The 25,315-nt window shown below is 45.3% G+C and carries 18 protein-coding genes; 6 read left to right on the top strand and 12 right to left on the bottom strand.

Annotated features, from left to right (window positions below):
* Positions 1 to 9: 9 nt before the first annotated feature.
* Positions 10 to 3,255: a SusC/RagA family TonB-linked outer membrane protein gene (locus BMX95_RS06960; protein ID WP_081201247.1), complete on the bottom strand. Its 3,246-nt coding sequence runs from the start codon at positions 3,253 to 3,255 to the stop codon at positions 10 to 12.
* Between the two features lie 759 nt (positions 3,256 to 4,014).
* Between BMX95_RS06960 and BMX95_RS06950 the strand changes: the two genes are divergently transcribed.
* Complete coding sequence (locus BMX95_RS06950) at positions 4,015 to 4,581, top strand: nucleotide exchange factor GrpE (RefSeq protein ID WP_081201245.1); 567 nt, start codon at positions 4,015 to 4,017, stop codon at positions 4,579 to 4,581.
* A 17-nt stretch (positions 4,582 to 4,598) separates the two neighbouring features.
* A complete protein-coding gene (gene dnaJ, locus BMX95_RS06945) occupies positions 4,599 to 5,765 on the top strand; it encodes a molecular chaperone DnaJ (protein WP_081201244.1) in 1,167 nt (388 codons plus the stop codon).
* A 59-nt stretch (positions 5,766 to 5,824) separates the two neighbouring features.
* Here dnaJ and BMX95_RS06940 read toward each other — a convergent pair whose 3' ends face one another.
* The 5 genes from BMX95_RS06940 to BMX95_RS06915 form a co-directional block, all read right to left on the bottom strand.
* Positions 5,825 to 7,543, bottom strand: a complete 1,719-nt coding sequence (locus BMX95_RS06940; protein ID WP_133053955.1) for a vWA domain-containing protein — start codon at positions 7,541 to 7,543, stop codon at positions 5,825 to 5,827.
* 117 nt (positions 7,544 to 7,660) lie between these two features.
* Positions 7,661 to 8,197: a hypoxanthine phosphoribosyltransferase gene (gene hpt / locus BMX95_RS06935; protein ID WP_081201242.1), complete on the bottom strand. Its 537-nt coding sequence runs from the start codon at positions 8,195 to 8,197 to the stop codon at positions 7,661 to 7,663.
* A 3-nt stretch (positions 8,198 to 8,200) separates the two neighbouring features.
* On the bottom strand, positions 8,201 to 9,424 hold the full coding sequence (locus tag BMX95_RS06930; RefSeq protein ID WP_081201241.1) for a glucosaminidase domain-containing protein: 1,224 nt from the start codon (positions 9,422 to 9,424) through the stop codon (positions 8,201 to 8,203).
* A 12-nt stretch (positions 9,425 to 9,436) separates the two neighbouring features.
* A complete protein-coding gene (locus tag BMX95_RS06925) occupies positions 9,437 to 10,075 on the bottom strand; it encodes an O-methyltransferase (protein ID WP_081201806.1) in 639 nt (212 codons plus the stop codon).
* A gap of 482 nt (positions 10,076 to 10,557) precedes the next feature.
* The gene (locus tag BMX95_RS06915; RefSeq protein ID WP_081201239.1) at positions 10,558 to 12,099 is read right to left on the bottom strand and encodes a sodium:solute symporter; all 1,542 of its coding nucleotides are present in this window, start codon (positions 12,097 to 12,099) and stop codon (positions 10,558 to 10,560) included.
* 263 nt (positions 12,100 to 12,362) lie between these two features.
* Here BMX95_RS06915 and BMX95_RS06910 point away from each other — a divergent pair, with 263 nt between their 5' ends.
* Positions 12,363 to 12,902: an LOG family protein gene (locus BMX95_RS06910; RefSeq protein ID WP_242673153.1), complete on the top strand. Its 540-nt coding sequence runs from the start codon at positions 12,363 to 12,365 to the stop codon at positions 12,900 to 12,902.
* A 214-nt stretch (positions 12,903 to 13,116) separates the two neighbouring features.
* Here the strand turns inward: BMX95_RS06910 and BMX95_RS06900 are convergent, their stop codons facing one another.
* Positions 13,117 to 13,695 (bottom strand): hypothetical protein, encoded by a 579-nt coding sequence (locus BMX95_RS06900; protein WP_133053954.1) that lies wholly within the window; start codon positions 13,693 to 13,695, stop codon positions 13,117 to 13,119.
* Between the two features lie 515 nt (positions 13,696 to 14,210).
* Between BMX95_RS06900 and BMX95_RS06895 the strand changes: the two genes are divergently transcribed.
* Together BMX95_RS06895 and BMX95_RS06890 are read left to right on the top strand one after the other, a co-directional pair.
* Positions 14,211 to 14,612 (top strand): response regulator, encoded by a 402-nt coding sequence (locus BMX95_RS06895; RefSeq protein ID WP_081201236.1) that lies wholly within the window; start codon positions 14,211 to 14,213, stop codon positions 14,610 to 14,612.
* Positions 14,613 to 14,659: 47 nt separating this feature from the next.
* Complete coding sequence (locus BMX95_RS06890; protein WP_081201235.1) at positions 14,660 to 15,730, top strand: sugar transferase; 1,071 nt, start codon at positions 14,660 to 14,662, stop codon at positions 15,728 to 15,730.
* Between the two features lie 239 nt (positions 15,731 to 15,969).
* Here BMX95_RS06890 and atpC read toward each other — a convergent pair whose 3' ends face one another.
* Both atpC and atpD read right to left on the bottom strand, forming a co-directional pair.
* A complete protein-coding gene (atpC, locus tag BMX95_RS06885) occupies positions 15,970 to 16,227 on the bottom strand; it encodes an ATP synthase F1 subunit epsilon (protein WP_081201234.1) in 258 nt (85 codons plus the stop codon).
* Between the two features lie 51 nt (positions 16,228 to 16,278).
* Positions 16,279 to 17,778, bottom strand: a complete 1,500-nt coding sequence (gene atpD / locus BMX95_RS06880; protein ID WP_081201233.1) for a F0F1 ATP synthase subunit beta — start codon at positions 17,776 to 17,778, stop codon at positions 16,279 to 16,281.
* 384 nt (positions 17,779 to 18,162) lie between these two features.
* Here atpD and BMX95_RS06875 point away from each other — a divergent pair, with 384 nt between their 5' ends.
* Entirely contained in the window at positions 18,163 to 19,326 is a 1,164-nt protein-coding gene (locus BMX95_RS06875) for a hypothetical protein (protein ID WP_165758964.1), read from the top strand.
* A 200-nt stretch (positions 19,327 to 19,526) separates the two neighbouring features.
* On the opposite strand, the gene BMX95_RS06870 is transcribed toward BMX95_RS06875, so the two are convergent.
* From BMX95_RS06870 to BMX95_RS06860, 3 genes are all read right to left on the bottom strand, one after another.
* The gene (locus BMX95_RS06870; protein ID WP_081201231.1) at positions 19,527 to 22,565 is read right to left on the bottom strand and encodes an efflux RND transporter permease subunit; all 3,039 of its coding nucleotides are present in this window, start codon (positions 22,563 to 22,565) and stop codon (positions 19,527 to 19,529) included.
* Between the two features lie 145 nt (positions 22,566 to 22,710).
* Entirely contained in the window at positions 22,711 to 23,760 is a 1,050-nt protein-coding gene (locus BMX95_RS06865) for an efflux RND transporter periplasmic adaptor subunit (protein WP_081201230.1), read from the bottom strand.
* 149 nt (positions 23,761 to 23,909) lie between these two features.
* A complete protein-coding gene (locus BMX95_RS06860; RefSeq protein ID WP_081201229.1) occupies positions 23,910 to 25,271 on the bottom strand; it encodes a TolC family protein in 1,362 nt (453 codons plus the stop codon).
* Between the last annotated feature and the right edge of the window lie 44 nt (positions 25,272 to 25,315).

The following is a 25,315-nucleotide window of genomic DNA, read 5'->3' as shown; positions in this document are numbered from 1 at the left end:
ATTTCAGTTTTAAAAAGTTAGGTTTACGCCCACATTGTAGTTCTTCTGGTTAGAAGGATAGTTACCGAAGTCGATACCGAAGTTTGTATTATCACGCAGGTTCGAAGTCGTTAACTCTGGGTCCAGACCAGTATATTTGGTCATAGTGAACAGGTTGGCTGCCTGCACGTAGATCCGTAAACGATCAATACCTACTTTTTTAATGCGGCCGGTTGGTATGTTATAACCGAGCACCATCGACTTGCAACGCAGGAAGGAACCATCTTCCAGGTAATAAGAACTGAACTGGGTAGTAGTACTGAAGTTGGCGCCGCGCTCTAACCGGGGCACTTTGGCATTTGTTCTGGTGGGCGTCCACGAATTGTTGGCCGCATCCTTACTCAAAGCACCGTCAAATACTTGCGGGAAATCGGTCCAGTAACGAACGTAATTGATCACATCATTACCTACTGATGCGTAAAAGAAAGCAGAGAAATCGAAGTTCTTATAACTTGCTTCCAGGTTCAGGCCGGCTGTGAATTTAGGATTGGGATTACCAAAGAAAGTGCGGTCGTCGGCATCTATGTTGTTATCGGCTTTGGTATCCTGGAATTTCAGGCGGCCGGGTGCTGCTGCTTCCTGTTTCGGCGATTTGTTTACATCGTCATCGCTTTGAAACAGTCCCACCATTTTATATCCATAGAAAGCACCCAATGCCTGACCTGGCTGCAAACGGGAGAATGCACCAAATCGGCTGGAACCGGTACTTACCTGGTCATAATACTTAATACCGTCGGGCAAACTCTTCACCTGGTTTTTATAGGAAGTGAATGTACCGGTAACGTCATAATTGAACTCACCTGCTTTACCATGATAGGTAGCTGCAATGTCCACACCGGTATTCTGGATGTTACCTGCATTCACAAATGCGGCAGTTGCACCACCACCGGTTGCCGGCGCCAGCGGTCTGAACAGCAAACCACTGATGGCCTTTTTATACCACTCAAAAGAGAAGGTTAATTTGTTTTCCAGCAGGCTCGCATCAAACCCTATGTTGGTAATGATGTCTTCTTCCCAGGTAGTTTGTTTGTTACCAAACTGACTGTTATAGATACCCAGGTTAGAAGTATTGTTACTACCGTTGATATCGTAATAGGAAATAGCAGCACTCTGGGTAAACAGCGTATAGGCATTGGTAGGACTGATGTTACTGATTGACCCCAGTTTACCCCAGCCGCCACGCAGCTTCAATTCGTTTAACCAGCTGATGTTGCCAAAAAATGCTTCACGCGAAATACGCCAGCCGGCTGTTACTGATGGGAATACCCCCCAGCGCTGGCTTTCATCAAACACGGATGAACCATCACGGCGTAACGTACCGCTCAACAGGTATTTATCGTCGTAGTTGTAGTCAACCCGGCCAAACTGTGAGTACAACGCACTTTGTACCGGGGTAGGCGGATTGTTACCATCGATGGTAACACCATTATTAATACTCAGGTTACCCGTTACCTGACCATTGGGCGGACCGAACAACAGCGTCCACAGATTAGGACTTACTGTAAGGTTACCGGCATTGGTCAACGGATAGTTGGTACGTTGTCCGAAAAGGCCGCGTTGATAGTTTTGAATGGCTTCTGTTCCTATCAGGGCTTTAACGGTGTGTTTGCCAAAGGTTTCGTTATAAGTTAACGTGTTCGTCCAGGTCCAACTGCTGTTATACATGGTGAACTCGGTAAAGCTGTTGGGGTTTTTATTGTTTTCGGCATTTTCATACGAAGTATAACCGAATACATTCCAGTAGTGGTTATCGAAGAAACCACCAAAGCTGGTACGGGCGGTAAAGTGTTTCAGCAGGTCTACTTCTGCAAACACGTTGCCCTGCACCTGCCAGTCGTTGTCTTTGTTATCTGCAGTGCGTTTCAGGTTAGCTACCGGGTTTTGCGCATTTCCCAGCCCCTGTGAACCTGTACCTGCAAAATTGCCCATGATATCATATACGGGGATCAGCGGGCTTTCGCGGTAACTGTGCGAGATGGGATTGCCTTCATTCTGGTTAGAGTTGGGCAATCCGGGGTTTTGCCGGTAAAACACATACGCGTTCTCACCAACGCGGATCTTGTTATTTAAGTTGAAAGTGGTGTTGATACGGGCAGAATACCTTTTTAAATAGGTTTCTATCAGTGTACCTTCCTGGTTAAAATAATTCAGCGACAGGAAGAAGGTGGACTTATCGGTACCCTGTGAAACAGCCAGGTTATGGCTGGTGATCACTGCCGGTTTAAAGATCTCATGAAACCAGTCGGTACCCTGTTTATTGATTTTGGTGATCTGATTATCGTACAGTTTGTACTGGGAAGGATTCACCCGGGGGTCTCCTTCCATGGCTGCAGTAGGGGTAATATAATCGGGGATAACCGGAGTAGTGCCGGTGCCCAGCTGTTTGTGGCCTGGCGTTAACCCGCTATTAATATAGCCTTGTTGAATGGCGTTGGCGGTTTCCTGGGTGTTGGCAATGTTGAACCCGTCTTTCAATGGGCGTTGCGTACCCACGTAGGCGTCGTAGGCAAGTTTTACTTTGCCCGATCTGCCGCGTTTGGTGGTAACGACAATTACGCCATTTGAACCACGCACCCCATATATGGCGGCGGCGCCGGCATCTTTCAATACCTGGATTGACTCGATGTCGTTCACGTTAATGTCGTGCAGGTTACCCTGTGTACCGTCGATGATCACCAGCGGATCGGTTGACCCTACGGAAGTAATACCGCGCACCCTGATGTTACTGTTGCCGCCCGGAGCGCCGGAGGTAACTACGGTAACACCCGCAGCCTGACCCTGTAATGCTTTTTCAGGGGTGCCGGTGGGTATCTGGCGCATGTTATCTACTTCCACCACGGCCACGGAGCCGGTAATGTCTTTTTTCCGTTGGGCAGTATAACCGGTGATAACCACTTCATTCAAATTGGAAGTAGTTGTTTTCAAAGAAACATTCAGCGTAATATTACTACCAACGGGCATCTCCTGTGATTCATAACCAACAGAAGAAAAAACCAATACAGAAGAAGTACCAGGAACAGAAATAGTGAAATGTCCTTCCCCATTGGTTTGCGTAGCAACGTTCGAACCCTTAACGGTAACAGTGGCGCCGTTGATGGGTTGATTGTTCGAATCCGTTACTTTTCCAGTAATACTTTTTTGCTGAGCAAGAATCGTTGTGGCAGGTAATAGCAATAGTATGGCTAGCCACAACCTAACAGTTAGCTTTGAGGGCATAAGTGATGTTTTTGTAAAATGTTTGGTTGTGAAAATGCTGTGAACTAAAATTAGCGATTAATCAGGTTCACCAAAATAAAAATTCAGCTTTTTGATAACCGTTAGTATCAACTAATTATCATGAAATTTTTCATATGTTTTAAGTATTGATAATTAAGTGTCCGATAAATAGCTGACATAACGTATATCAATAAATGGTTTTGAATTAATTCGAAGAACCACAATTAAATATATCCGATTTAGAGGTGTAGTTGCCGGAAATTGCTGCTTCCGGTAAAAAAATGGTTAGTTTATGTTAAATATGTATCGTTCCGGGTTCTTAAGTTTTTAGGTTATTATGTTATTGAGTTATATGTTATTTATTCTAAGTTCTTTGTTCCGGGTTCAGCGTTCCGGGTTTCGGGTTATTATGTTTTTAGGTTATTGAGTTATTAGGTCCCTTTTTCGGATGGCTCGCGGTCGCGGTCTTTCTGCCCTCTGTCTCTTTTGCTTACCTTTGCACCCGCCCGGGCAGGGTCTGGGACGAATGTCCATTTTACCTTCAAAAGGCCGTAAATAAGACAATTTGACTCCCCGGCGCCTACTGGCAAAATAATTGACAGATATAGCATTGCCAGTGAAAATTGGTATTTTTAGCGCCGCCCTAAGGGCAGCGTCACCCCTGACGCAGAAAAGACCGGTTCCGACCCTGTTTGGAAGCGGTTTTGACCGTCAATATTGCAGTTTTTGAAAAGTGAATAAAACACGTAAGCACTAGTTATGGCAGATAATGAAAAAAACACAGTGAACCGTGAAAACGGGACCAATGCCGGAATGGATATTAACACCGACGAAAGCATCAGCGGCACTTCGCATTTGAATGAACCAGTGGCCAGTGAAGATGAGGTGGGCAAGCTACAGGCAGAAATTGCCGAGCTGAAAGACAAATACCTGCGTCAGGCGGCTGAGTTTGAAAACTTCAGACGCCGTACTGCCAAGGAACGGATAGAAATGATAAACACAGCCGGTAAAGAGGTGATCACTTCCCTGCTGGATGTGCTGGATGATTGCGACCGCGCCGAAAAACAATTACAGAACAGTAATGATACCCAGGTAAAAGAAGGCATTCAATTGGTATTTAATAAGTTAAGAAGTACACTCCAAAGCAAGGGCGTAAAACCCATGCAAACCATTGGCACCGATTTCAATCCAGACCAACACGAGGCTATCACGGAAATTCCTGCCCCTACTCCGGCTATGAAAGGCAAGGTGGTCGATGAAGTGCAGAAAGGTTACTATATGAATGATAAAATTATCCGCTTCGCCAAAGTCGTAGTTGGGAAATAAATTTTCAAATCAATATAATGTCGAAAAGAGATTATTACGAAATATTAGGGGTTTCCAAAGGTGCATCGCAGGATGAACTTAAAAAGGCTTACCGCAAGGTAGCCATGCAGTTTCACCCTGACCGTAACCCTGGTGATAAAGCAGCCGAAGATAAATTCAAAGAGGCTGCCGAAGCCTATGAAGTGCTGAGTGATGCCGACAAACGCGCCCAATACGATCGTTTTGGGCATGCCGGGGTACAAGGTAATGGCCGTGGCGGCTATGGTGGTGGCCAGGGTAATATGGAAGATATCTTCAGCCAGTTTGGCGATATCTTCGGTGATGATATCTTCGGAAGCTTCTTTGGCGGCGGCGGTGGCGGCGGAAGAAGAGGTGGCCAGCGCATGCGGGGCGTTCGCGGCAGCAACCTGCGTATAAAGATCAAGTTGACGTATGAGGAGATAGCCAAAGGCGTTACCAAACAGGTAAAAGTAAAAAAACACGTACCCTGCAGCACTTGTCAGGGCAGTGGTGCAAAAGATAAAGGCAGCGTTCAAACCTGTGGCACCTGCGGTGGCAGTGGACAGGTTCGCCGGGTTTCCAATACCTTCCTCGGTCAAATGCAAACCGTAACTACCTGTCCGCAATGTAATGGTGAAGGAACTACCATCACCGCTAAATGCGGCAGCTGTAAAGGCGAAGGAAGGGTGTATGGGGAAGAAACCGTTACCCTCGATATTCCTGCCGGTGTTGGCGAAGGCATGCAGCTGAGCCTGGGCGGCCGGGGTAATGCCGGTGAACGTGGCGGCCCTCCCGGTGACCTGATCGTTTTAATTGAAGAAGAACAACATAAAGACCTGCACCGGGATGGCCTGAATGTGGCCTACGAACTCCACATCACTTTCCCTGATGCCTGCTTTGGTACTTCTGTTGAAGTGCCTACCATCGATGGCAAGGCGCGGATCAAAATCCCTGCCGGCACTCAAAGCGGAAAGATCTTCCGCCTCAAAGGCAAAGGATTCCCTGGTGTGAACTCTTACGAAAAAGGTGATCAACTGATCTATGTGAATGTGTGGACACCGCAAAACCTGTCGGCAGAAGAAAAGGCACAGCTGGAGAAAATGAACAGCTCACCCAACTTCAAACCACAACCTGAAAAGTCTGATAAAAGCTTTTTTGATAAAGTGAGAGAAATGTTCTCGTAACTTTCAACTTATATTATTCAACGCGGAATGCTCATGCTGGTGTTCCGCGTTTTTTATTTTTATAGTTGTTTCTTCCGTTTTCGTTCCCGCCCATATACCTTTTTCGCCCTTTCAATAATGGTAATAAACTCCTGCTGCACGGCATCCTGCGCATCTTCCGAATCGGTAGCCAGCTTTATTACTTCGCCCCAGCTATACTTCTGCGCATACTTTGAATCTTTCAGCAGGGCGGCAAACATAGCTACCGATGATGCAAACCGGCAGGTAGGCGGCAGACTGGCAAAAGAGGATACGTTATACGGACAGCGATAGGTAGTATAACGCTGAAGTGTGTCGTTGGGCTGTTTATACCGCACGTTTATTTTTGCCAGGTTGCCCTGGTTGGTTACAGGTTGCCCGGCAGCAAAAACCGGTTCTATTTCAAACAAGGCAATCACCGAGTGGCCCGAACCTACTTCGCCCCCATCCAGCTCACTGACAGAATCCACCAGCGCTTTCCATTTGTTATCAAAACCAATTAACCGGTATTGTTTAACCAGCCCGGCATTGAATTCAATATTCAAAAAGGCATTATCGGCTACACTGTACAGTGTTTGGGTCAATTCCTTCACCAACACTTTTTCGGCTTCGCGCTCATTATCCAGGTAGGCGAAATTTCCGTTTCCTTTTTTTGCCAGCACTTCCAGTTTCGAATCCTTATAATTACCCATACCCACCCCCAAACAGGTTAAATAAATCCCCGATTGCTGGTGCAGGGTGATCAGTTTCTCCAGTTCATCGTCGCTTGTTTGGCCCACATTAAAATCACCGTCTGTAGCCAGAATAACGCGGTTATTGCCGCCCTTTATGAACTGACTCTTGGCCAGGTTATAGGCTGTTCTGATGCCTGACTCACCCGGGGTTGATCCGCCCGGGTATAGCTCTTCGATCGATTTCCGGATCTTCTCTTTCTCCTTGCCCGAAGTGGGTTGCAGCCATACGCCAATGGTGCTGCCATACACCACAATGGAAATGGTATCCTTATCGCGCAGGTTATTCACCAGTAAAGTAAAGGCCGATTTCAACAACGGCAGGCGGTTAGGCATATCCATGGAACCTGAAACATCTATCAAAAAAACCAGGTTGCTGGGGGGTATTTTTTCAGGGTCCAGTTTACGAGCCGAGATCTGCAGCGTGAGTAACTGGTTTGTTTTGTTCCAGGGGCATTCCGATACATATGAGTTAAATCCGAATACGCTATCGGTCGGCGGCGGAATGTATTTAAAATTGAAATAGTTCAGCATTTCTTCGGTACGCACCGCATCGGGCGGAACCGTGGTGTTCATATTCAAAAAGCGACGCACATTGCTGTACGATGCTTTGTCGGTATTGATGGCAAACCCGGTTTCAGGATATTTATCGGCCTGTACAAAATCATTTTCCAGCAATGAATTGTACGTTTCGGTGCCTACCGTCCAGTTACGGCGTTCACCGGGTTTTAAATTGCGGGTAAAAGAAAGCAGCCGGTTCTTTTGCAGGTTGGCCGAAGTAACTAATGTTTTTAAAACCAGGGAATGAAACTTAGCGGTTTCGAGTTTTATGGAGAGCGATTGATAACCGTCGAGGGAAATGGTAACGGAGTCAATGTGTTTGGTGGTCATAATCCCGAATGAGCCGCTGCTTCCCGAGGAGTACACATAACCGGTTGAGTGAAGCAAAATACGTGCGTTCGACAGAAGATTATTCTTTTCGTCCCTGACCTCACCTCGTAAATAATACTGCGCATGGGCAGTGATCATAAACAGGAATGAGGTTAATATGGCATACGCATGTTTCAATATGTTGATGCAGATTACGCAGCTAACCGGTTAACGAACGCTGCCGTTAACAGATGACACTTAATACCATATCAACTCCTATTCAATCAGCTTGAAGATTTCCGGAATGTTTCTACCTAATCCGTCATAATCAAGGCCATACCCGACTACAAATTTGTTCGGGATGGAAAAACCAAGGTAATCGATGGTAATGGGAAATACCGTTGCTTCGGGTTTGTGCAGCAGCGCTACAATTTTTAACGAGGCAGGTTGCTGGTGGTGTAACTGGGGCAAAAATTCGCTGAGTGTTTTGCCGGTGTCAACAATGTCTTCTACTATAACCACATCCCGGCCAAACAGGTCCATATCGAGGCCAATAGCTGTTAATACATGACCGGTTGATTTTGTTCCCTTATAAGAGGCCAGTTTTATAAAACAGATCTCAGCATCGATGGCAAGCTCCTTGAACAGATCGGACGCAAACATAAATGAGCCATTCAAAATTGCAATGAACAATGGCTTTTTGTCACTGTATTCCTTATTCAGTTCGCCGGCAATTTCTTTTATCCGGCCAGCGATCGTTGATGCATTAATGTACGGTTCAAATTGTTTGTCGTGTACGCGAATATCACCCATAAATCAGTTTTTGTAAATAACCAGTTCCTGTCCAACCTTCAGTTCATTACCAGCCAGTTTATTCCACTCTTTAAGTTGTTCTACTGTAATACTATATTTTTTCGCAATACTAAACAAAGTTTCTTTTTCCGATACTATGTGAATAGTGCCGGCTGTCGCCGATGAATTAGCGGGTGTGATCTGGGTAGGTGTTGGAACCACCACCGGCGGAACAGGTGTTGGCGCTACATACACTACATCCTTTGCCAGTTTAGGCATTTCCGGTGCTTTGTCCTGCAAATACAATTTCTCTCCTATAGCCGGCTCTCCCTGATCCTGCAAACGGTTCAAATTGATCAGGTTTTCAAGGCGGATACCTTCTGACTGACTGATATCGTACAACGTTTCACCCGGCAACACGATGTGAAATTCCTGGGGCCCTTCCCTGCGTTTACGTTGAACAAACACTAATTGGTCCTGTGCCAACACATCGTCTTCATCTTCACTAAATTCATTAAAATCCAGCAGGTGTCTTAACGAAACGTCGAATTGTTTGGCAATACCCAGTAAGGAAGTTCCAGCTTTGGCAAAGATCACCTTGGTCCTGTTGATCTTGAATTCACCGATGGGGTATTCAACCACCGGTTTGGGGCCAACGGGTACCTGTATCACTACACCGGTACCAATATTCACTGGTTTGCCACCACCTGCCAGCACTTCATCATTGGGCGATATTTTACCCATGGCAATGAGCGTGTATTGTTGCAGGTTGTAATCTTCTATGTATTTGATCAGGATCTGCGGGTACTTGGGATTGGTAGCATAACCGGCTTTTTTCAATCCGTTTGCCCAATCGCTGTAATTCGTGGGGTCCAACTGAAACAAAAAGGCGTAGCGGGTACCATTCTTTAAGAAATCGGAATGATCGATATACGATTGTTCAGGTTTATCATATTTTCTGAAACATTCGCCACGGGCATCGTCATCATGATACACTTTCTCGCCTTTCCAGGTGGCCTGGCATTTTATACCGAAGTGGTTGTTCGATTTAAGTACCAGATCGCTTTTGCCGGCCATACTTTCATGTATCCCCTGCGCCAGGGTAATGGCCGCAGGCACGCCACTCCGTTGTTCTTCGCGAATGGCAATTTCTTTATAAGTATTTACATAATCAACCACATCGCTATTGCGCTGTGCCTGCAGGTGCTTTACTGCGAAAAAAGCTGTTACAACCAGTAAACGTTTCAACGGTATCCTGTTTTATTTTTTTCGAATCATTAATAATCCATCCCGGATGGTTAGCAACACCTTGTCTACCTGAGCATCCTGCAGCACATATTCATTGAAAGCCTGAATGGCTTTTGCATTTTTGCCAGATACCGGTTGCTGCAGTACCTGACCATGAAAAAGTACGTTATCGGCAATGATAACGCCCCCCGGCCGCACCAATGGTAATACCAATTGATAATATTGGGTATAACTTACCTTATCTGCGTCAATAAATACCAGATCCCAGGTTTCCTGTAACTGAGGGATAATGGTTAACGCATTCCCGATATGCAAAATTATCTTTCCCGCGTCAATTGACCTATTGAAATTTGCCTGAGCTACAGAGGCGTCCTGTTCCCGGAGCTCAATTGTATGTAATTTCCCGTCTTTTAACAACCCTTTTGCAAGGCAAAGTGCACTGTAACCGGTAAAAGTGCCTATTTCCAGGATACGCCGGGGCTGTAACAGGCAACTGATCATTTCCAGAAATTTTCCCTGTACATGCCCGCTCAACATATGCGCATGGGAATGCATCGCCTGTGTGGTGGTGGCTATCTCCTGCAAAAGTGCCTCATCCGGAGAGGTGAACTGACTTGCATACGCTTCTGCGAGCGGATCGATGATATCCAAATGGTGATTTTTGGGCAAAAATAAGGGAATGGGGAGAAAGGCAATGGGGTGGCAGAAGGCAGAAGGCAGAAGGCAGAAGGCAGAAGGCAGAAGGCAGATGGCAGATGGCAGAAAGCCGCGACGCGGTGTATCGCTTATAGCTTACAGCCTGAAGCTTACAGCTGCATTCGTATTGCTTAGCCCTCGGTCGGGAGTAAAAATCCATTCACCTTCAAAAAATGGCCTCCCGACCTCAGACTAAACACTCCAGCTATCGTAAATATTATTTGGGTAATGTTATTATGCTATTCAAGGATGGTTTGTATCGCACTATGTAACTTTCTTCGTTTAATGTATAGCGGTAATTGTAATGGTAGGTATTAAACGAGCTATTTTATATTTTAGTTTATAAGCTGTTCATTTTTTTGAATACATAAGTGTAATCATAATAAAATGCCTCCCGGTACATCGGAAGGCATTCTCTTTTTAACAGCTAAAAACTTTTATTGTTGCAGGGCTTCGGCTTTTTTTGAAATGCTTAATAAACCAAGATAGGTCAGGAGTCCATTTATAATAAGCAACTCAATCCCTACCTGGTAGCCACCGAAGATCTGTACTGAATATTGTTTGATGAAATAACACAAAACCGGTGCGACCAAACAAATGATGGTGATAGCAATTGTTTGTGGCAATGATCTTTTACTCAGAATACCGAATGCGAAAAGCCCCAGCAGCGGGCCGTAAGTATACCCGGCCAGATCAAGTATTTTATCGATGATACTACGACTTCCTATCGTGTAAAAAATCATAATACAAACAAGGAAGATCACGGTAAAACTAAGATGCACCGTTAATCGTAATTTCTTTTGTTGTTTTTCAGTCAGGTCCGTGCGGCGTTTCAGCCCCAGGATATCTATACAAAAGGATGAGGTCAATGCGGTAAGGGCACCATCTGCACTGGGAAACAGGGCGCTGATCAGCGCAATAATGAAGATGATGGAGATCGCCTGCGGCATCATTTGCAAAGCCATGGTAGGAAACAGGGCATCACCCATTACATTTTGATTATTGACCATAAATTGATGGGTGGTAGCGCCTGCTGCATTTGTGGCCTGGGCATATTCTGCTCCATGGTTCAATGCATACAGGTACAACAAACCGCCCAGCAACAGGAACAAAAAGTTAACCCCGGCGCTCACCAGGTTAAAGGTGATCATATTTTTCTGGGAATCTTTCAGGTTTTTTACACTGATATTTTTCTGCATCATTTCCTGATCGAGCCCAAACATTGAGATGGTAATAAAAGCTCCGCCAATGATCTGTTTTAGAAAGAACCCACCACTTTTGGGATCGGTATTGAAAATAGTTGTGTAGCCTTTCTCCGTCAGTGTTCGCATGGCATCGCCTACCGAAATATGCAGATTATTTAAAATAAATACCACGGTAGCCACCAGTCCTACCAGCATCAGGGTGGTTTGCAATGTATCGGTGTATACAATGGTTTTTACTCCGCCTTCAAATGTATACAGCAAAATCATCACTAATATGATAAGCGCGGTAACAACAAAGGGAACACCAAAGTTTTTCAAAATAAATTCCTGTAGTACAAAGATCACCAGGAACAGGCGTGCAGTAGCGCCTACCGTGCGGGAAATAATAAAGAATAAAGCCCCCGTTTTATAGGCAATGGTACCGAAGCGCTTTTGCAGGTAATTATAAATGGAGGTAAGGTTCATTTTGTAATACAGCGGCAACAACACAAAAGCCACTACCAGGTATCCAATGAAGTAACCGATCACCACCTGGAAATAAGCAAATCCCTTATGTACATTGCCGGCAAAATCACCCACCGTACCAGGCACCGATACAAACGTAACACCACTCAGCGATGTGCCCACCATTCCAAAGGCCACCAGCATCCAGTTTGAATTGCGGTTACCTATAAAGAAAGAATCGTTGTTCGAATTGCGGGAAGTAACCCACGCAACAACCAGCAACAAAAGAAAATAACCGATCACAAAAGAGAACAACAGGGATGCAGACATAATTTAAAGATGATTAAACGGTTCGTTAAAGTCGGATAAGTTCTTTGGGCTAAAAGCCTGAATAGAAGTTGGTTTGCGCTGCCTGGCCTGCATTCATCAGATTATTCTTACTTTAAATTCTGCTCACTGTTACCGCGCTCCCCCTTATTCAAACTTAGGGTCTGAAGGTAATAAAAATGTGTTTTACTATTGCTGATAATCCATTTATCTTAGCTACTGACAGGCATTTTTTTAACAATATGTCTGTAATTAAAACAGCCTATATGAAAATAGAATCGGTAGCAGTTTTTTGCGGATCAAAGAATGGACAAAACCCCATGTACGTAAAGCACACGACAGAGCTCGGCAAACTCATCGCCCTGCTGAACCTGCGGATGGTATACGGAGGTGGTAAAGCCGGATTAATGGGGGTAATTGCCGATTCGGTTCTGGCCAATGGCGGAAAAGCAATGGGCGTAATACCCAAAATTCTTACAGAATGGGAAACCCAGCATACCGGTTTAACAGAACTGTTTGTAGTGCCTGATATGCATACCCGAAAAAAGATGATGTATGAAATGGCCGATGCCGCCATTATATTACCCGGCGGCTTTGGCACCCTCGACGAATTGTTTGAAATGCTTACCTGGAATCAACTCAAGATCCACGATAAGAAAATATACATCCTGAATACAGATGGTTTTTACAACCACCTGCGACTGCATTTGCAACAACTGAAAAAAGAAGGCTTCCTGTATGAGTTACCGGAAGACCGTATCATTTTCTGTGATACGCCGGTTGAGATATTTAATAAGATTGGTTGATCGGTTGACAGAGTTGACACGTTGACAAGTGAGTGGTGAATGGTGAGTGGTGAGTGGGCTCGCGAGCTTTTAGGAGTCCGATATAATCGCGAACCCTTTCACGACTCACGCCTGCCGCGTCACGGCTTTCTTCCTTCTGCCCTCTTCCTTCTGCCCTCTGCCTTCTGCCCTCTGCCTTCTGCCCTCTGCCCTCTGCCTTCTGCCCTGTCTTCAATTAGAATCCGAAATTGTAACCAAAATTAAAGAAAGCTCTGTTACCATACGGGCTGCGCTCATTCTGTAGCAGGTCGTAATTGGCAGTTACAATAAAATATCCCCGGCCAGCAGGTATGGCTGCACCTATGCCACCTAATAAGGAAGGTACGATCTTATTGGGAAGCTTTTCATCAGGCTCGCCATTATAAAAATGATACTTGAGCCAGGTATAGTTGGCTTCGGGTTGAACCTGTAAGAAAATATATTCAATCGGGTAAAAGCGGCCAAAGACATTCAAACCAGTAACACCATATTCTTCTTTATAACCAGCATAATCATACTTGTTGCTGCTATAAAGAAAATTGATACCGGCGCCAGCTGCCAGATACCGGTTAAACCGGTAACCTATTTGTGGGGATACATTTACCAGGGTTGAATAACTGCCAAAGGCCAAACCCAAATTACCGCCAAAGAACAGTTTGCTTTTATCGAAACCACCACCACCACCATTCGAAGATTCGTCCCCTTCCCTATCCTGAGCCACAGCCACTAAACTACATAATGCAAACAAACAGGCAGTCAATAAATATTTCTTCATAGCCATTAATTTCCTGCAAATTAGCGAATGGGGAAATTCCCCAATAAATTATAGCTGTTAAGATGTTGATAATAGCGTAAAACTCCATGTATATCAATTAATAAGATAAAAACGGGCCGCCATGTGGATAAATACTCATTAAATGCTCTTTTCTATATAATGCTCACTTAGCGAATAACTTATAACTGATCAATAATAAATATGCCTTTTCTACCCACTCCCGGGTATTTGATTTATTGGGTTTTGTTACTACTTTTATTGTGTCCATCCATTGAAAGCCATAAGGATTAACTGTTTGTAGCTCACATCAACACCACAAATCCTTGGAAATTCCCCCCGGACCGGTTAACCCCAACGTGTTAATCTAACAATCCTGTAAAGCCGTTTTGTACCAACCTATTCGATTCCTGGCAGCCATATGTCATAGGATAACTATTTCAATACCTGTGCGAACCGTACGTATCCATACGTCCTTGGGAAAACAAACCATTGTTTTCAGCAATTAACGTACGAGAATGAGAAGATGTATTCTGGCTATCGACGATAGCAAAGCAATAAGGTTCTTATTGCACACGGTACTTGGAAAAGATTACCAGGTAGTTACCGCCCCCGATGCCTGTTCGGCCATGTTTTGGTTAGCGAAAAAGAACCTGCCCGACCTGATCATTGCAGAACCGCAGTTACCCGATGTGCAGGACTGGGAACTGATCACCGAATTTTCATCGAGCGCTATTTACCGGGATATTCCTTTGATCGTGTTATCATCCCTGGATAAAGATGCTACTGCCGCCAAATGCCTTAAATATGGAATAGCAGATTATTATATGAAACCCTTTAACCCGCTCGAACTAAGTGAAACAGTCCAAAAACTCTTGAGCAGGGTGGCTTCAAAATTGAATGAGAACGAAGTGAACTAAGCGAAAGCCGGTTTTATAACCGGAATTGAAAAACAAAAACCGATGGTATGGACCTAACAATTCTACCTACCCAAAAGATCATTAATACATACAAGCGCTATAGCCTGCCTGCCGAAAAAGAACCAACTGATATAAAGAAGTTGCAGTTCTTTTATATAGGTACGCAAACCCGTTATACCGAAAAGCTGAAGGAATACTTCGAGTTCGGTTATACCACCCTCAGCGCCGACAATGCCCTGTATACCTTAAAACGGTTGTTGAAGAAAGCCGATGACGTTACCATCCCTTCCATGATCATTGCCGAAGGGACCCTGGGAACGGACCATTTGGCTGAACTGCACCAATTCATCTATAGCCATAAAATAATGGCTGATGTGCCGTTTATTGTTGAGGCCACCGGGCTGTCGAATGAAGAATTAAACCGCTTTAAACGGTATGCGTTTATCGATGAGTTGTTATATCTGAATGAATTTACCGCCCCTGCCCTGTTGCGCAAGGTGAGCTTTTTACAAAGAATGAAACAGAAACGGGTACACCAACCCGAAACCTGTAAGGTGGAAACCTTCTTTCGTCCATATGCCGATGTAAAGGCGGTGGTGAAAAGAGGATTGGATCTGTTGATCGCCTCTGTATTACTGGCCATATTAGGCCCACTGATGCTGTTGGTGGCGCTGGCCGTGAAACTGGACACCGGCGGACCGGTATTGTATACTACCTTAAGAACCGGCCGTGGCTATCGCATATTCAATTTGTATAAGTTCAATACCATCGTTCAGGATGCCACGAAAAAGATTACCATCAGCAGAGTGGGGATGTTCCTGCGCAAAACAAGTTTGGATGAACTGCCGCAGTTGCTGAATGTATGGCAGGGTGATCTGTCGCTGGCTGGCCACCGGGCATTGCCGTTATACGAAGCAGAAAGGTTAACTACCAATAACAACGCCCATCATTTTTTGTCTCCGGCAGGTATTACCGGCTGGCAGTTACAGAAAAACGGAAAACTGGTAATGCCGGTTGAAGCCCCATTGGCGCCGGCTGCCGACAAATCGGATCTGTTGTATGATATCTGGTTGATGGCTAATAAGTCTTCAGCCGCTATTCAAAAGACGAACGCCTGATTTACATATTGCACGATTTATTTTGGGGCAGAAGGCAGAGGGCAGAAGGCAGAGAACCGCGACGCGGCGAAGGCGATGTTTTATCTCCCCTTTGCCAAAGGGAATTGGTAGCTCTCCCTTGCCGCGCGGAAGTGTATTCTTTCTGCCTTCTGCCTTCTGCCCTCTGCCCTTTTAAAACAAAAATCCCCCCGGGAAACCCAGGGGGACGTATAGTTAATTTCAGTTGAAACTATGGTGACTTATCCAATAATGGTAGCACCTTCTACCAGAACGGTAACTTTATTACTTACCACTTCTACAAACCCACTTTGGATATCATAAAAAGCCAGGTGATTGCTTTTATCTTTTAACACTTTTACCCTTCCGGATGTCAGTGCGCTTACCAGCGGAGCGTGTTTGTCAAGCACTTCGAACTTACCGGTTATACCAGGCAGTTGAACGCCATACACTTCACCACTGAACAGCTTTTTCTCCGGAGTTAAAATCTCAAGGTTCATATTATGTGTTATAATGCTTGATAATTGTTAAATCCCTTTTAGGGGCAGGGATTAACCCTGGGCTTGTGCCAACAGTTTCTTACCTTTTTCGATAGCATCATCGATGGTACCAACCAGGTTGAACGCTGCTTCTGGATATTCATCAACCTCACCATCCATGATCATGTTAAAGCCACGGATAGTTTCTTCGATGGGAACCAGTACCCCTTTCAAACCGGTAAATTGCTCAGCCACGTGGAAAGGTTGTGACAGGAAGCGTTGTACTTTACGGGCGCGGAATACGGTTTGTTTATCTTCTTCACTCAACTCATCCATACCCAGGATGGCGATGATATCCTGTAATTCTTTATAACGTTGCAGGATCAGTTTTACGCGGTCAGCGGTGTTGTAGTGAGCATCACCAACGATAGCCGGTGTAAGGATACGGCTGGTAGAATCCAGCGGGTCAACCGCAGGATAGATACCTAAGTCAGCGATCTTACGGCTTAATACGGTAGTAGCATCCAGGTGGGCGAAGGTAGTAGCCGGAGCGGGGTCAGTTAAGTCATCCGCAGGTACGTATACCGCCTGTACTGAAGTGATTGAACCGTTTTTAGTTGAAGTGATACGCTCTTGCATCAGACCCATTTCAGTAGCCAGGGTTGGTTGGTAACCTACCGCTGAAGGCATACGTCCCAACAGGGCCGATACCTCAGAACCAGCCTGAGTGAAACGGAAGATATTATCTACGAAGAACAGGATGTCGCGGCCTTTGCCTTGTCCATCACCATCGCGGTAGTACTCAGCGATAGTAAGACCACTCAGGGCCACACGGGCGCGGGCACCCGGAGGTTCGTTCATTTGTCCGAATACGAAAGTAGCTTTTGAATCGCTCAGTTCTTTCATGTCCACTTTGCTCAGATCCCAGCCACCATTTTCCATGCTGTGGATGAAATCTTTACCATATTTCATAATGCCGGCTTCGATCATCTCACGCATCAGGTCATTACCTTCACGTGTTCTTTCACCTACACCTGCAAACACTGATAAACCGGAATATGCTTTCGCGATATTATTAATAAGCTCCTGGATCAATACGGTTTTACCCACACCAGCACCACCGAACAAACCGATCTTACCACCTTTTGCGTATGGCTCAATCAGGTCAATTACTTTAATACCTGTAAACAGTACTTCAGTAGCAGTACTCAGGTTTTCGAAGGCTGGGGGTTTACTGTGGATCGGACGTCCACCAGCTTTTGGTACAGCGGGTAATCCATCGATAGGATCGCCGGTTACATTGAACAAACGACCTTTGATAGCTTCACCGGTTGGCATGGCGATAGCAGCGCCGGTATCTGATACTTCCATTCCCCGTACCAGGCCTTCAGTACCGTCCATGGCAATACAGCGTACGCTGTCTTCACCAAGGTGTTGCTGTGCTTCCAGCACCAGTACTTCACCATTTTGGCGCTTCAATTCAAGCGCATTATAAATTTCGGGGAGTTTTCCTTCAAACTGCACGTCCACTACAGCACCGATAATCTGCTTGATCTTACCAACATTTGGCATAATATAGTTTGATTTTGCGTGAGCGTTTTAATTAGGGATTTGATTTACAACGCTTTACCAGCGCTTTCAACCAAAATTTTCAATTTCGGCTGCAAAGGTAAGTGAACGAAGGGTATTTTGGAATTTTAAACGAGTACATTTTTTGGAAAGTGCCGCCCCTGTTGAAAAAAGCTGGTTTCCAGTTGCCGGATTCTGGTTGCCTGGTAAAGGTTTTTATATGCTTCCGCATTTACGTTACTGATTAACTTGTTGCGTGCAACCTGTAAATCAGCAACCTATACACAGTAGCCGGTAACGGGTGCCTGGTAACCGGCTACTTTTTACCGCTTTTTTCCCTTTATTTGTATTTTGAAAATGGACTATGCGATATCCTTATATCCGAACATGCAATTAACCGAAGTTATTACAACCACAGCAGGCAAAGATTTCATCAGGGCCAATGTTGAACTAAATCAGTCCAACCCAAATTATATCCGTCCCCTCGATAAGGATGTGGAAGAAGTGTTTAATCCCGAAAAGAACAAGGCTTTCCGCCAGGGTGAATGTACCCGCTGGGTACTGTATGACAATGATGGCCGGCTCATTGGCCGCATTGCCGCTTTTGTAAACAGGAAATACCGGAACAAAGGCGATGAATTTCCCGTAGGCGGCATTGGCTTTTTCGATTGTACCAACGACCAGCCCGCTGCCGACATGCTTTTTGATGTAGCCAAACACTGGTTATTGCAACGCGGTGTGGAAGCCATGGACGGCCCCATCAACTTCGGCGAACGCGACCGCTGGTGGGGACTGGTTACCGAAGGCTATCAGGAACCGCTGTATTGCATGAATTATAATCCGCCGTATTATAAGGAGCTTTTCATAACCTATGGATTCCGGCCTTTCTTTAACCAGATCTGCATTGGCATAGACCCCAAGAAAAAACTCAGCGATAAAATGCACGCCCGGCACGATCAATACGCTACCGCCGATTACAAGTGCATTCCCATCGATAAAAAACAGCTCGAGAAATTCGCGACCGATTTTGCGTATATATATAATAAAGCGTGGGCCGGCCATGGCGGTTTAAAAGAAATGAAGAAAGAACAGGTGGTCCTGATGTTCAAAAAAATGAAACCGGTGATGGATGAACGCATCATCTGGTTCACCTATCATAAAGAACAGCCGATTGCCATGTTCATTAACCTGCCCGACCTGAACCAGTGGTTCAAATACCTGAACGGACAATTCAGCTGGTACCACAAACTGAAATTCCTGTGGATCAAAAGATCCAAACCCTGTAAGAAATGTACGGGACTGGTATTTGGTATTGTACCTGAATTTCAGGGCAAGGGCATCGATGCCTATATGATCGTTGAATCGGGCAAAGTGATCCAATGGCAAACACCGTATACTGAATACGAAATGCAATGGATTGGCGATTTCAATCCTAAAATGCTGAACGTAGCCACCAGCCTTGGCGATACCTTCCGCAGCCGCGTATTGACTACTTACCGGTACCAATTCGACAGAACCCGTCCGTTTAAAGCACATCCTACAATTAGTTAGTATCGCACATAAAACAAGAGGCAACCGCGTAACTGGTTGCCTCTTGCGCTTTGAAGAAGTGAGTGAGTAGTGAGTAGTGAGTAGTGAGTGGGTTCGCTCACTTTGAGACTAATAACCGACCTTGTGCCGCCTACATTTCTCTGCCCTCTGCCCTCTGCCCTCTGCCCTCTGCCCTCTACCCTCTGCCCTCTGCCCTCTATCTATTGCCCTAATTTAGGTGCCAACAACTTATACAATACCGGCGTCACAATCCTCGTCAACAGTGTAGAGCTGATCAGTCCTCCGATTATCACCAATGCCAGCGGTGAATACAGCGGATTGTTTTCCATCACCAGCGGCAGCAGGCCGCCAATGGCTGTTAACGTGGTTAAGATGATGGGGACAAAGCGCGTTTCACCTGCCTCCTGTATGGCTTTGTCGAGGCTCATGCCCTGCTTGCGCAGTTGATCGGTATAATCAACCAGCAATATCGAGTTCTTAACTTCAATCCCGATCAGGGCAATCAACCCAATTACAGCCACGAAGGAGAAGGTATTGCCGGTAGCCAATAACATCAACACGGCGCCGATAATTCCTAATGGTATTACAGACAGCACGATCAACGTTCCGCGGAAAGTTTTAAACTCCAGGATCAGCGTGCCTAATATGCCGAAGATCGTGATCAACACAATAGTGCCTAATCCGCCAAAGCTTTCCTGGCTGGCTTCCACTTCACCGGCTGCTACATAATGGGAGTTGGGTGGAAAATGCATCGTATCCAGCTGTTTAATGATGCCTTCGGTCATTTTACCGGTATTAAAACCACTTTGAACAAAAGCAGTGGTTACGGTATAGCGGTCTTTATCATAGTGCTTAATGGTAACGGGCGAAGTTTCAAAACGGATATCGGCCAACTGATTCAGTGGAATGGAAGCGCCTTTCACACTGGTAACATATATTTTACTGAATGCATCGAAAGTCTGCTTATCCCCACGCGGCAGGGTAACCGTGATGTTGTATTCATCCCCATTGTCTTTTCTGAAAGTACCGATGTTCAGTCCGGCCACTGCCATACGAACGGTGCGGTCTATTTCATTCACCGGTACACCTAATAACCCGGCCTTTTCTTTGTTCACTTTTACCTGCAGGTCGGTTTTCAGGGTGGTCAGTTCATTGTTCACGTAAATGGTACCGGGTGCTTTCTTCAGCAAATTTTCTACTTTGAAAGCCAGGCTGCGCAGAGTATCCAGGTCTTCACTAAACAGGCGGATGGCGATGGGCGCTTCCACCGGCGGCCCCTGTTCAAAATCCTTTACTTCAATTTTTGCATTGGGATAATGTTTGAATTTGGTGCGCAGTTCATCGATCAGTTTTCGTTTTTCAGCAGGCGGTGTTTCTTTCAACTGAACAAACAACTGCGCATAGTTGCTTACTTCGTTTTGCGGGATCACGTTGTAATAAATGCGGGGATTACCTCTACCTACATTCGTAGCGTAATTCTTCAGATCGGGAATGCTGTTGATCTCTTTTTCTACATACCGTGCTACCTGGTCGGTGGCCTGCAAACTGGTCCCCAATGGCGTTTCTATATTTATCAGGAACATCGGTTTTTCTGAAGCGGGGAATACACTAAAACCTACAACCGGAACCAATGCCAGCGAACCAACAAAGATCACCAGCGCTACCAGCAAGGTAGTAACGGGGCGTGCAATAGCACTGTGCAGCAACCGGCGATACGATCCACCAATGAACTTCTTCAATCCACGCAGGAACAGGTTGCCTTCGGGGTTTTCATGACTGCTTAAAATGCGGCTCGACAAGAACGGGACGATCGTAAGCGAAACAAACAATGAGGCGAGCACTGTGGTCACAACGGCTGCGGGTAAACTGCGAATGAAATCACCCGCACCTTCCGGTAAGAACATCAGCGGCAAAAAGGCAAAGATCAGGGTGACGGTACAACCAATAACCGCCAGCCCTATTTGTTTGGTAGCCGTCATGGCTGCTTCGCGCCTGCTGTAACCCATGCGCAGATAACGTTCGATGTTTTCCACTACCACAATACTGTCATCAACCAGTAACCCCAATGCTACTACCATACCTACAATACTCAGCTGGTTAATAGTAATGCCAAACATGTCGAGCAGAAACAACCCAATGGCCAGGGACAAGGGTATAGAGATCATCACCACAACCGAGGCCCGTACGCCCAATGGCAACAAGGTTAACAACACCAGAAAGATGGCAATGGCAAAGTCGCGGGTAAACCCACCCAGGCGGGTATGCACACTTTTGGCGTTATCAAAACTTTGTTCGTAGCCTATACTTTTGGGCAGTTCTTTTTGGAATTTCTCCAGTACTGGTTTTATTTCTTTCTCCACCGCAAAGATGTTGGTGCCCATTTTACGGCTGGCGGTTACAAACACGCCGCGTTTGCCATTCAGGCGACCGATATAGGTTTGTTCTTCATAATTAAAGTTAACCTCGGCAATATCCTTTACATAAACCAGTTTGCCATTTACATTACTGACAATAGTGTTTTTTATTTCTTCTACGCTTTTATAATCACCACTGGTTTTTATGTTGAACTTCTTCTCCCCCATTTCAATACTACCACCAGGAATGTTCACATTTTCACTTTGTATAGCGCCTAAAACATTATTGAGCGGAATGCCATATTGCACCAGCTTTTCCAACTGCAGCGATACGCGAACCTGTTGTTGGGGGAAGGCCCAGTTGTCAACGTTCTTTAAAGTTTTTATTTTCTCCAGCCTTTCTTTTAATGTCTTGCTCCATTCTTCCAGGTCTTTGTAAGGTGCTGTTTCGCTCATAAGGGCTATCTGCAAAATGTTTACATCGGCCGGACTGAACTTAAGGATATCGATATCGGTAATATCCCGGGGCAGTTGTGTTTTCAACGCATCAACTTCCCTTACCACATCCTGGTATTTTTTATCAGGATCGCTTTCATATTTAAACTCCACCTGTAATACGGCCAGGCCATCATCGATGCGGCTGATGATCCGTTTGATGTCGTCGAGTTCATTCATTCTTTTTTCAATGGGATCAACCACCAGCTCTTCCATGTCTTTCGGACTGGTACCAGGATACACCACTACCAAACTAAAGGTGGGCGCCTGAAAGTCGGGGTCTTCTCCCCGGGGCATATTCAGCAGCGAATTAACGCCTATAGCAATCAGCATCACAAACACAATGAGTGTGAACTGATAATTTTTTACTGAGAAGTCAGTTATTTTCATAACAGCCTGATTTGAGATTTGTAACTTTTTTAATACGCGGGAAATGAAAAGATGAGTTGATATTTTCTAATTGTCTGTGCGTACCACTGGGCCAGCACGGTAATCAAATCATCACTGATGGTAGTTTCCTTTTTCATTATGCTTGTTATTTAATAACCTTTACAATTGATTTGTCGGTGAGATAACCTACGCCTTCTGTGATCACTTCCTTTGCACCGTCCAAGCCACTAACAACAGCAGCTTTGTTGTTTTCCAGGAAGGCAATGGTCACTTTGTTTTTAGTAACTGTTTTACCATCGGTATTAACCGTATATACATACCCTGTTTTATCAGTTGCTTCGGTCAATGCTTCTACTGGCATTATGGTTACGGTTTGTTCGCCGGTCGGCTGCAGTTTTACAGTGGAGAACAAACCGGCAGCAAAGCGGGCATTACCGGGTAATACTTTTACTTCTATCTCATAAGTACCGCTGGCTATATCTGCGCCCTGTGCTACCTCGGTGATGATGCCGGTAAAGGTTTTGTTGGGATAGGCATCGAACTCTACTGTAGCCTTCTCCCCTTTTTTCAGTACGGCCCAGTCTTTATCCGATACACCAAAACGGATCACCCAATCATTACCTGCTGTTCCATTGAATTCAAACACCGGTGAACCAACAGCGGCCAGTTCGCCTTCATTCATTAATTTCTTAAGTATGATCCCGCTTTCCGTAGCGCGTATTTGGGCGTATTGTTGGTTGAACCTGGCTATGCGCAAACTTTCTTCGGCCACCTGTAATTGGGTATTGGTATTCTGTACCTGTTCCAGCGTAGCTACAGTATCGTTGTATAAATTCTTTACCCTTTTTACATCGCGTTGTACTTTTTCAACGCCCTGGGCAGCCTGTTGTACCTGGGCATTTATTTCGGTAAGATCGAGTGTAGCCAGCAGTTGTCCCTTTGCCACGTGATCGCCTTCCTTTACATAGATCTTTGAAATAATACCACCTATCTTGAACGACAACCGGGCTTCGCTTGTAGACGCCATGCTGCCTGAATATTTCAGCACAGGCGCATATTGGGTAGTGGTAACCGGCTGCACTTTTACAGCGATGGCTTCATCAACCACATCGGCTGCTTTTGCATTGCTTTTGCAGCTTGTAAATACGATAGCTGCTGAAGCGATCAATAATATGGGGAGGAGTATGCGTTTCATTGTGTATATTTTGTTTGTTAGTGTATTTGTCAGTAGTGAGTTGTCAGTAGTGAGTGGGCTCGCTAATTTTGATCAGTATAACGGGCCTTGCACCACCCGAAATTTTCTGCCTTTTCACCATTGCCTTTTGCCTATTGCCCATTGCCTTTCTACAATTTATAAGCTGCAGTCGCCCGTTCCAATTCAGCAGCTCGTGACAACACCGCCAATTGCGCCAGTGAATAATTTAATTGTGCGCTGGTTAACTGGGTACGGGCATCTATCAACTCTATTTGCAGCGCCTGTCCTTCCCGAAATCTTCTTTCGGCAAATCGGTAGGTTTCCACGGCGCTTTGCACTTCATCATTTAAGGCTTCCAGCGTTTGTATGGCTGAACGATAATTATTGAGCGAGGTACGAACCTGTAAGGTCAGTTGTTGTTGTACATCTTTATACTGGTTGTTGAGCGCATCCAGGTCCAGTTGCGACTGTTGGATCTTATATTTATTATCATTGGCTTTGAACAGGTCCCACTTAAGTTGCAGGCCGCCTAACTGATAAAACTGATCACTATTGAAATGGAACCCGAATCCCTGAAAACCGATGTTATAAAATGCATTGAGTTTTGGCACCAGGTAGTTGCGGTTCATTTTCAAACCGGTACCTACTACTTTTTGGGCGCTTTGTATTTTGGTAAGTTCTTCGCGGCTGGCAGGTAATTCCAGCGCAGCAGGTACTGTTGTATTTGTTCTTTCAAATAAAGCAGAATCGGCGGTAACCGGTGCTTCCAGGTTTTCATTCAACAAACAATTAAAATAGGCAGCGGCATTGAGCTGTTGATTGGTAGCGGTGATGAGCGAAGCTTTTACCTGGCTTACCTGCGCTTTTGCCCGCATTACCGATTCTTTAGTGCCTATATCGTTTTGTACAAACTTTTCACTCACCCGTAAATTCTCACTGGCCAGCTTCAGCGCATTATTGTAGATGTCAACCGCTTTACCAGCCTGCAGGTATTGATAGTATGCTTCCTTGATGTTTTTTACCAGTTCTCGTTTATAGATCTCGATATCTATCTGCTGGGTATGGATCAACTCTTGTTTAATAGCTTTATTATAATAGATATCGGTATTCACCAATGGCATCGATACTTCCAGCCGCGTGTCGTGAAAGTCGTTTGGCAAAAACGTGATCTTCTGGTTATCAACCTGTGGAAATTTACTGGCGCCGGTTAACTGGTTCAAAGTGGAATACACATTGTTCAACAGATCGCCAATGGGAATGTCCTGCGTGCGGCCACCCGAAGCCAGGGTGTATTGCGAATTAAAACTGGCCTGCGGATAAAACAGGGTTTTGGCCCTTTTCAGATCCACTTCAGCTTTTTGCAGGTCGAAGGTTTTCTGGTGCAGAGCCAGGTTTGTTTCCAGCCCCTTTTTAATGTATGTATCCAGAATAGCGGTTTGCGCAGCGGCCGGTTGAGCAAAAAGGCCCCCTGCAACCCCGATCACGATCGGGATTGATAGACTTCTTTTCATAAGTCAATCTGTTTTATTTTATTATGTAAATAATCTTAACGGTG

Source organism: Niastella yeongjuensis, assembly GCF_900110245.1.
Classification (GTDB): Bacteria; Bacteroidota; Bacteroidia; order Chitinophagales; family Chitinophagaceae; genus Niastella; species Niastella yeongjuensis.
Note: the sequence above shows the minus strand (reverse complement) of the source record. Positions and strands in the feature narration are given on the sequence as shown.

Excerpts from the sequence above, each read along its gene's own strand:
- BMX95_RS06960 (WP_081201247.1), bottom strand. The coding sequence starts at position 3,255 with ATGCCCTCAAAGCTAACTGTTAGGTTGTGGCTAGCCATACTATTGCTA.
- BMX95_RS06950 (WP_081201245.1), top strand. The coding sequence starts at position 4,015 with ATGGCAGATAATGAAAAAAACACAGTGAACCGTGAAAACGGGACCAAT.
- dnaJ (WP_081201244.1), top strand. The coding sequence starts at position 4,599 with ATGTCGAAAAGAGATTATTACGAAATATTAGGGGTTTCCAAAGGTGCA.
- BMX95_RS06940 (WP_133053955.1), bottom strand. The coding sequence starts at position 7,543 with ATGATCACTGCCCATGCGCAGTATTATTTACGAGGTGAGGTCAGGGAC.
- hpt (WP_081201242.1), bottom strand. The coding sequence starts at position 8,197 with ATGGGTGATATTCGCGTACACGACAAACAATTTGAACCGTACATTAAT.
- BMX95_RS06915 (WP_081201239.1), bottom strand. The coding sequence starts at position 12,099 with ATGTCTGCATCCCTGTTGTTCTCTTTTGTGATCGGTTATTTTCTTTTG.
- BMX95_RS06910 (WP_242673153.1), top strand. The coding sequence starts at position 12,363 with ATGAAAATAGAATCGGTAGCAGTTTTTTGCGGATCAAAGAATGGACAA.
- BMX95_RS06900 (WP_133053954.1), bottom strand. The coding sequence starts at position 13,695 with ATGAAGAAATATTTATTGACTGCCTGTTTGTTTGCATTATGTAGTTTA.
- BMX95_RS06895 (WP_081201236.1), top strand. The coding sequence starts at position 14,211 with ATGAGAAGATGTATTCTGGCTATCGACGATAGCAAAGCAATAAGGTTC.
- BMX95_RS06890 (WP_081201235.1), top strand. The coding sequence starts at position 14,660 with ATGGACCTAACAATTCTACCTACCCAAAAGATCATTAATACATACAAG.
- atpC (WP_081201234.1), bottom strand. The coding sequence starts at position 16,227 with ATGAACCTTGAGATTTTAACTCCGGAGAAAAAGCTGTTCAGTGGTGAA.
- atpD (WP_081201233.1), bottom strand. The coding sequence starts at position 17,778 with ATGCCAAATGTTGGTAAGATCAAGCAGATTATCGGTGCTGTAGTGGAC.
- BMX95_RS06875 (WP_165758964.1), top strand. The coding sequence starts at position 18,163 with ATGCAATTAACCGAAGTTATTACAACCACAGCAGGCAAAGATTTCATC.
- BMX95_RS06870 (WP_081201231.1), bottom strand. The coding sequence starts at position 22,565 with ATGAAAATAACTGACTTCTCAGTAAAAAATTATCAGTTCACACTCATT.
- BMX95_RS06865 (WP_081201230.1), bottom strand. The coding sequence starts at position 23,760 with ATGAAACGCATACTCCTCCCCATATTATTGATCGCTTCAGCAGCTATC.
- BMX95_RS06860 (WP_081201229.1), bottom strand. The coding sequence starts at position 25,271 with ATGAAAAGAAGTCTATCAATCCCGATCGTGATCGGGGTTGCAGGGGGC.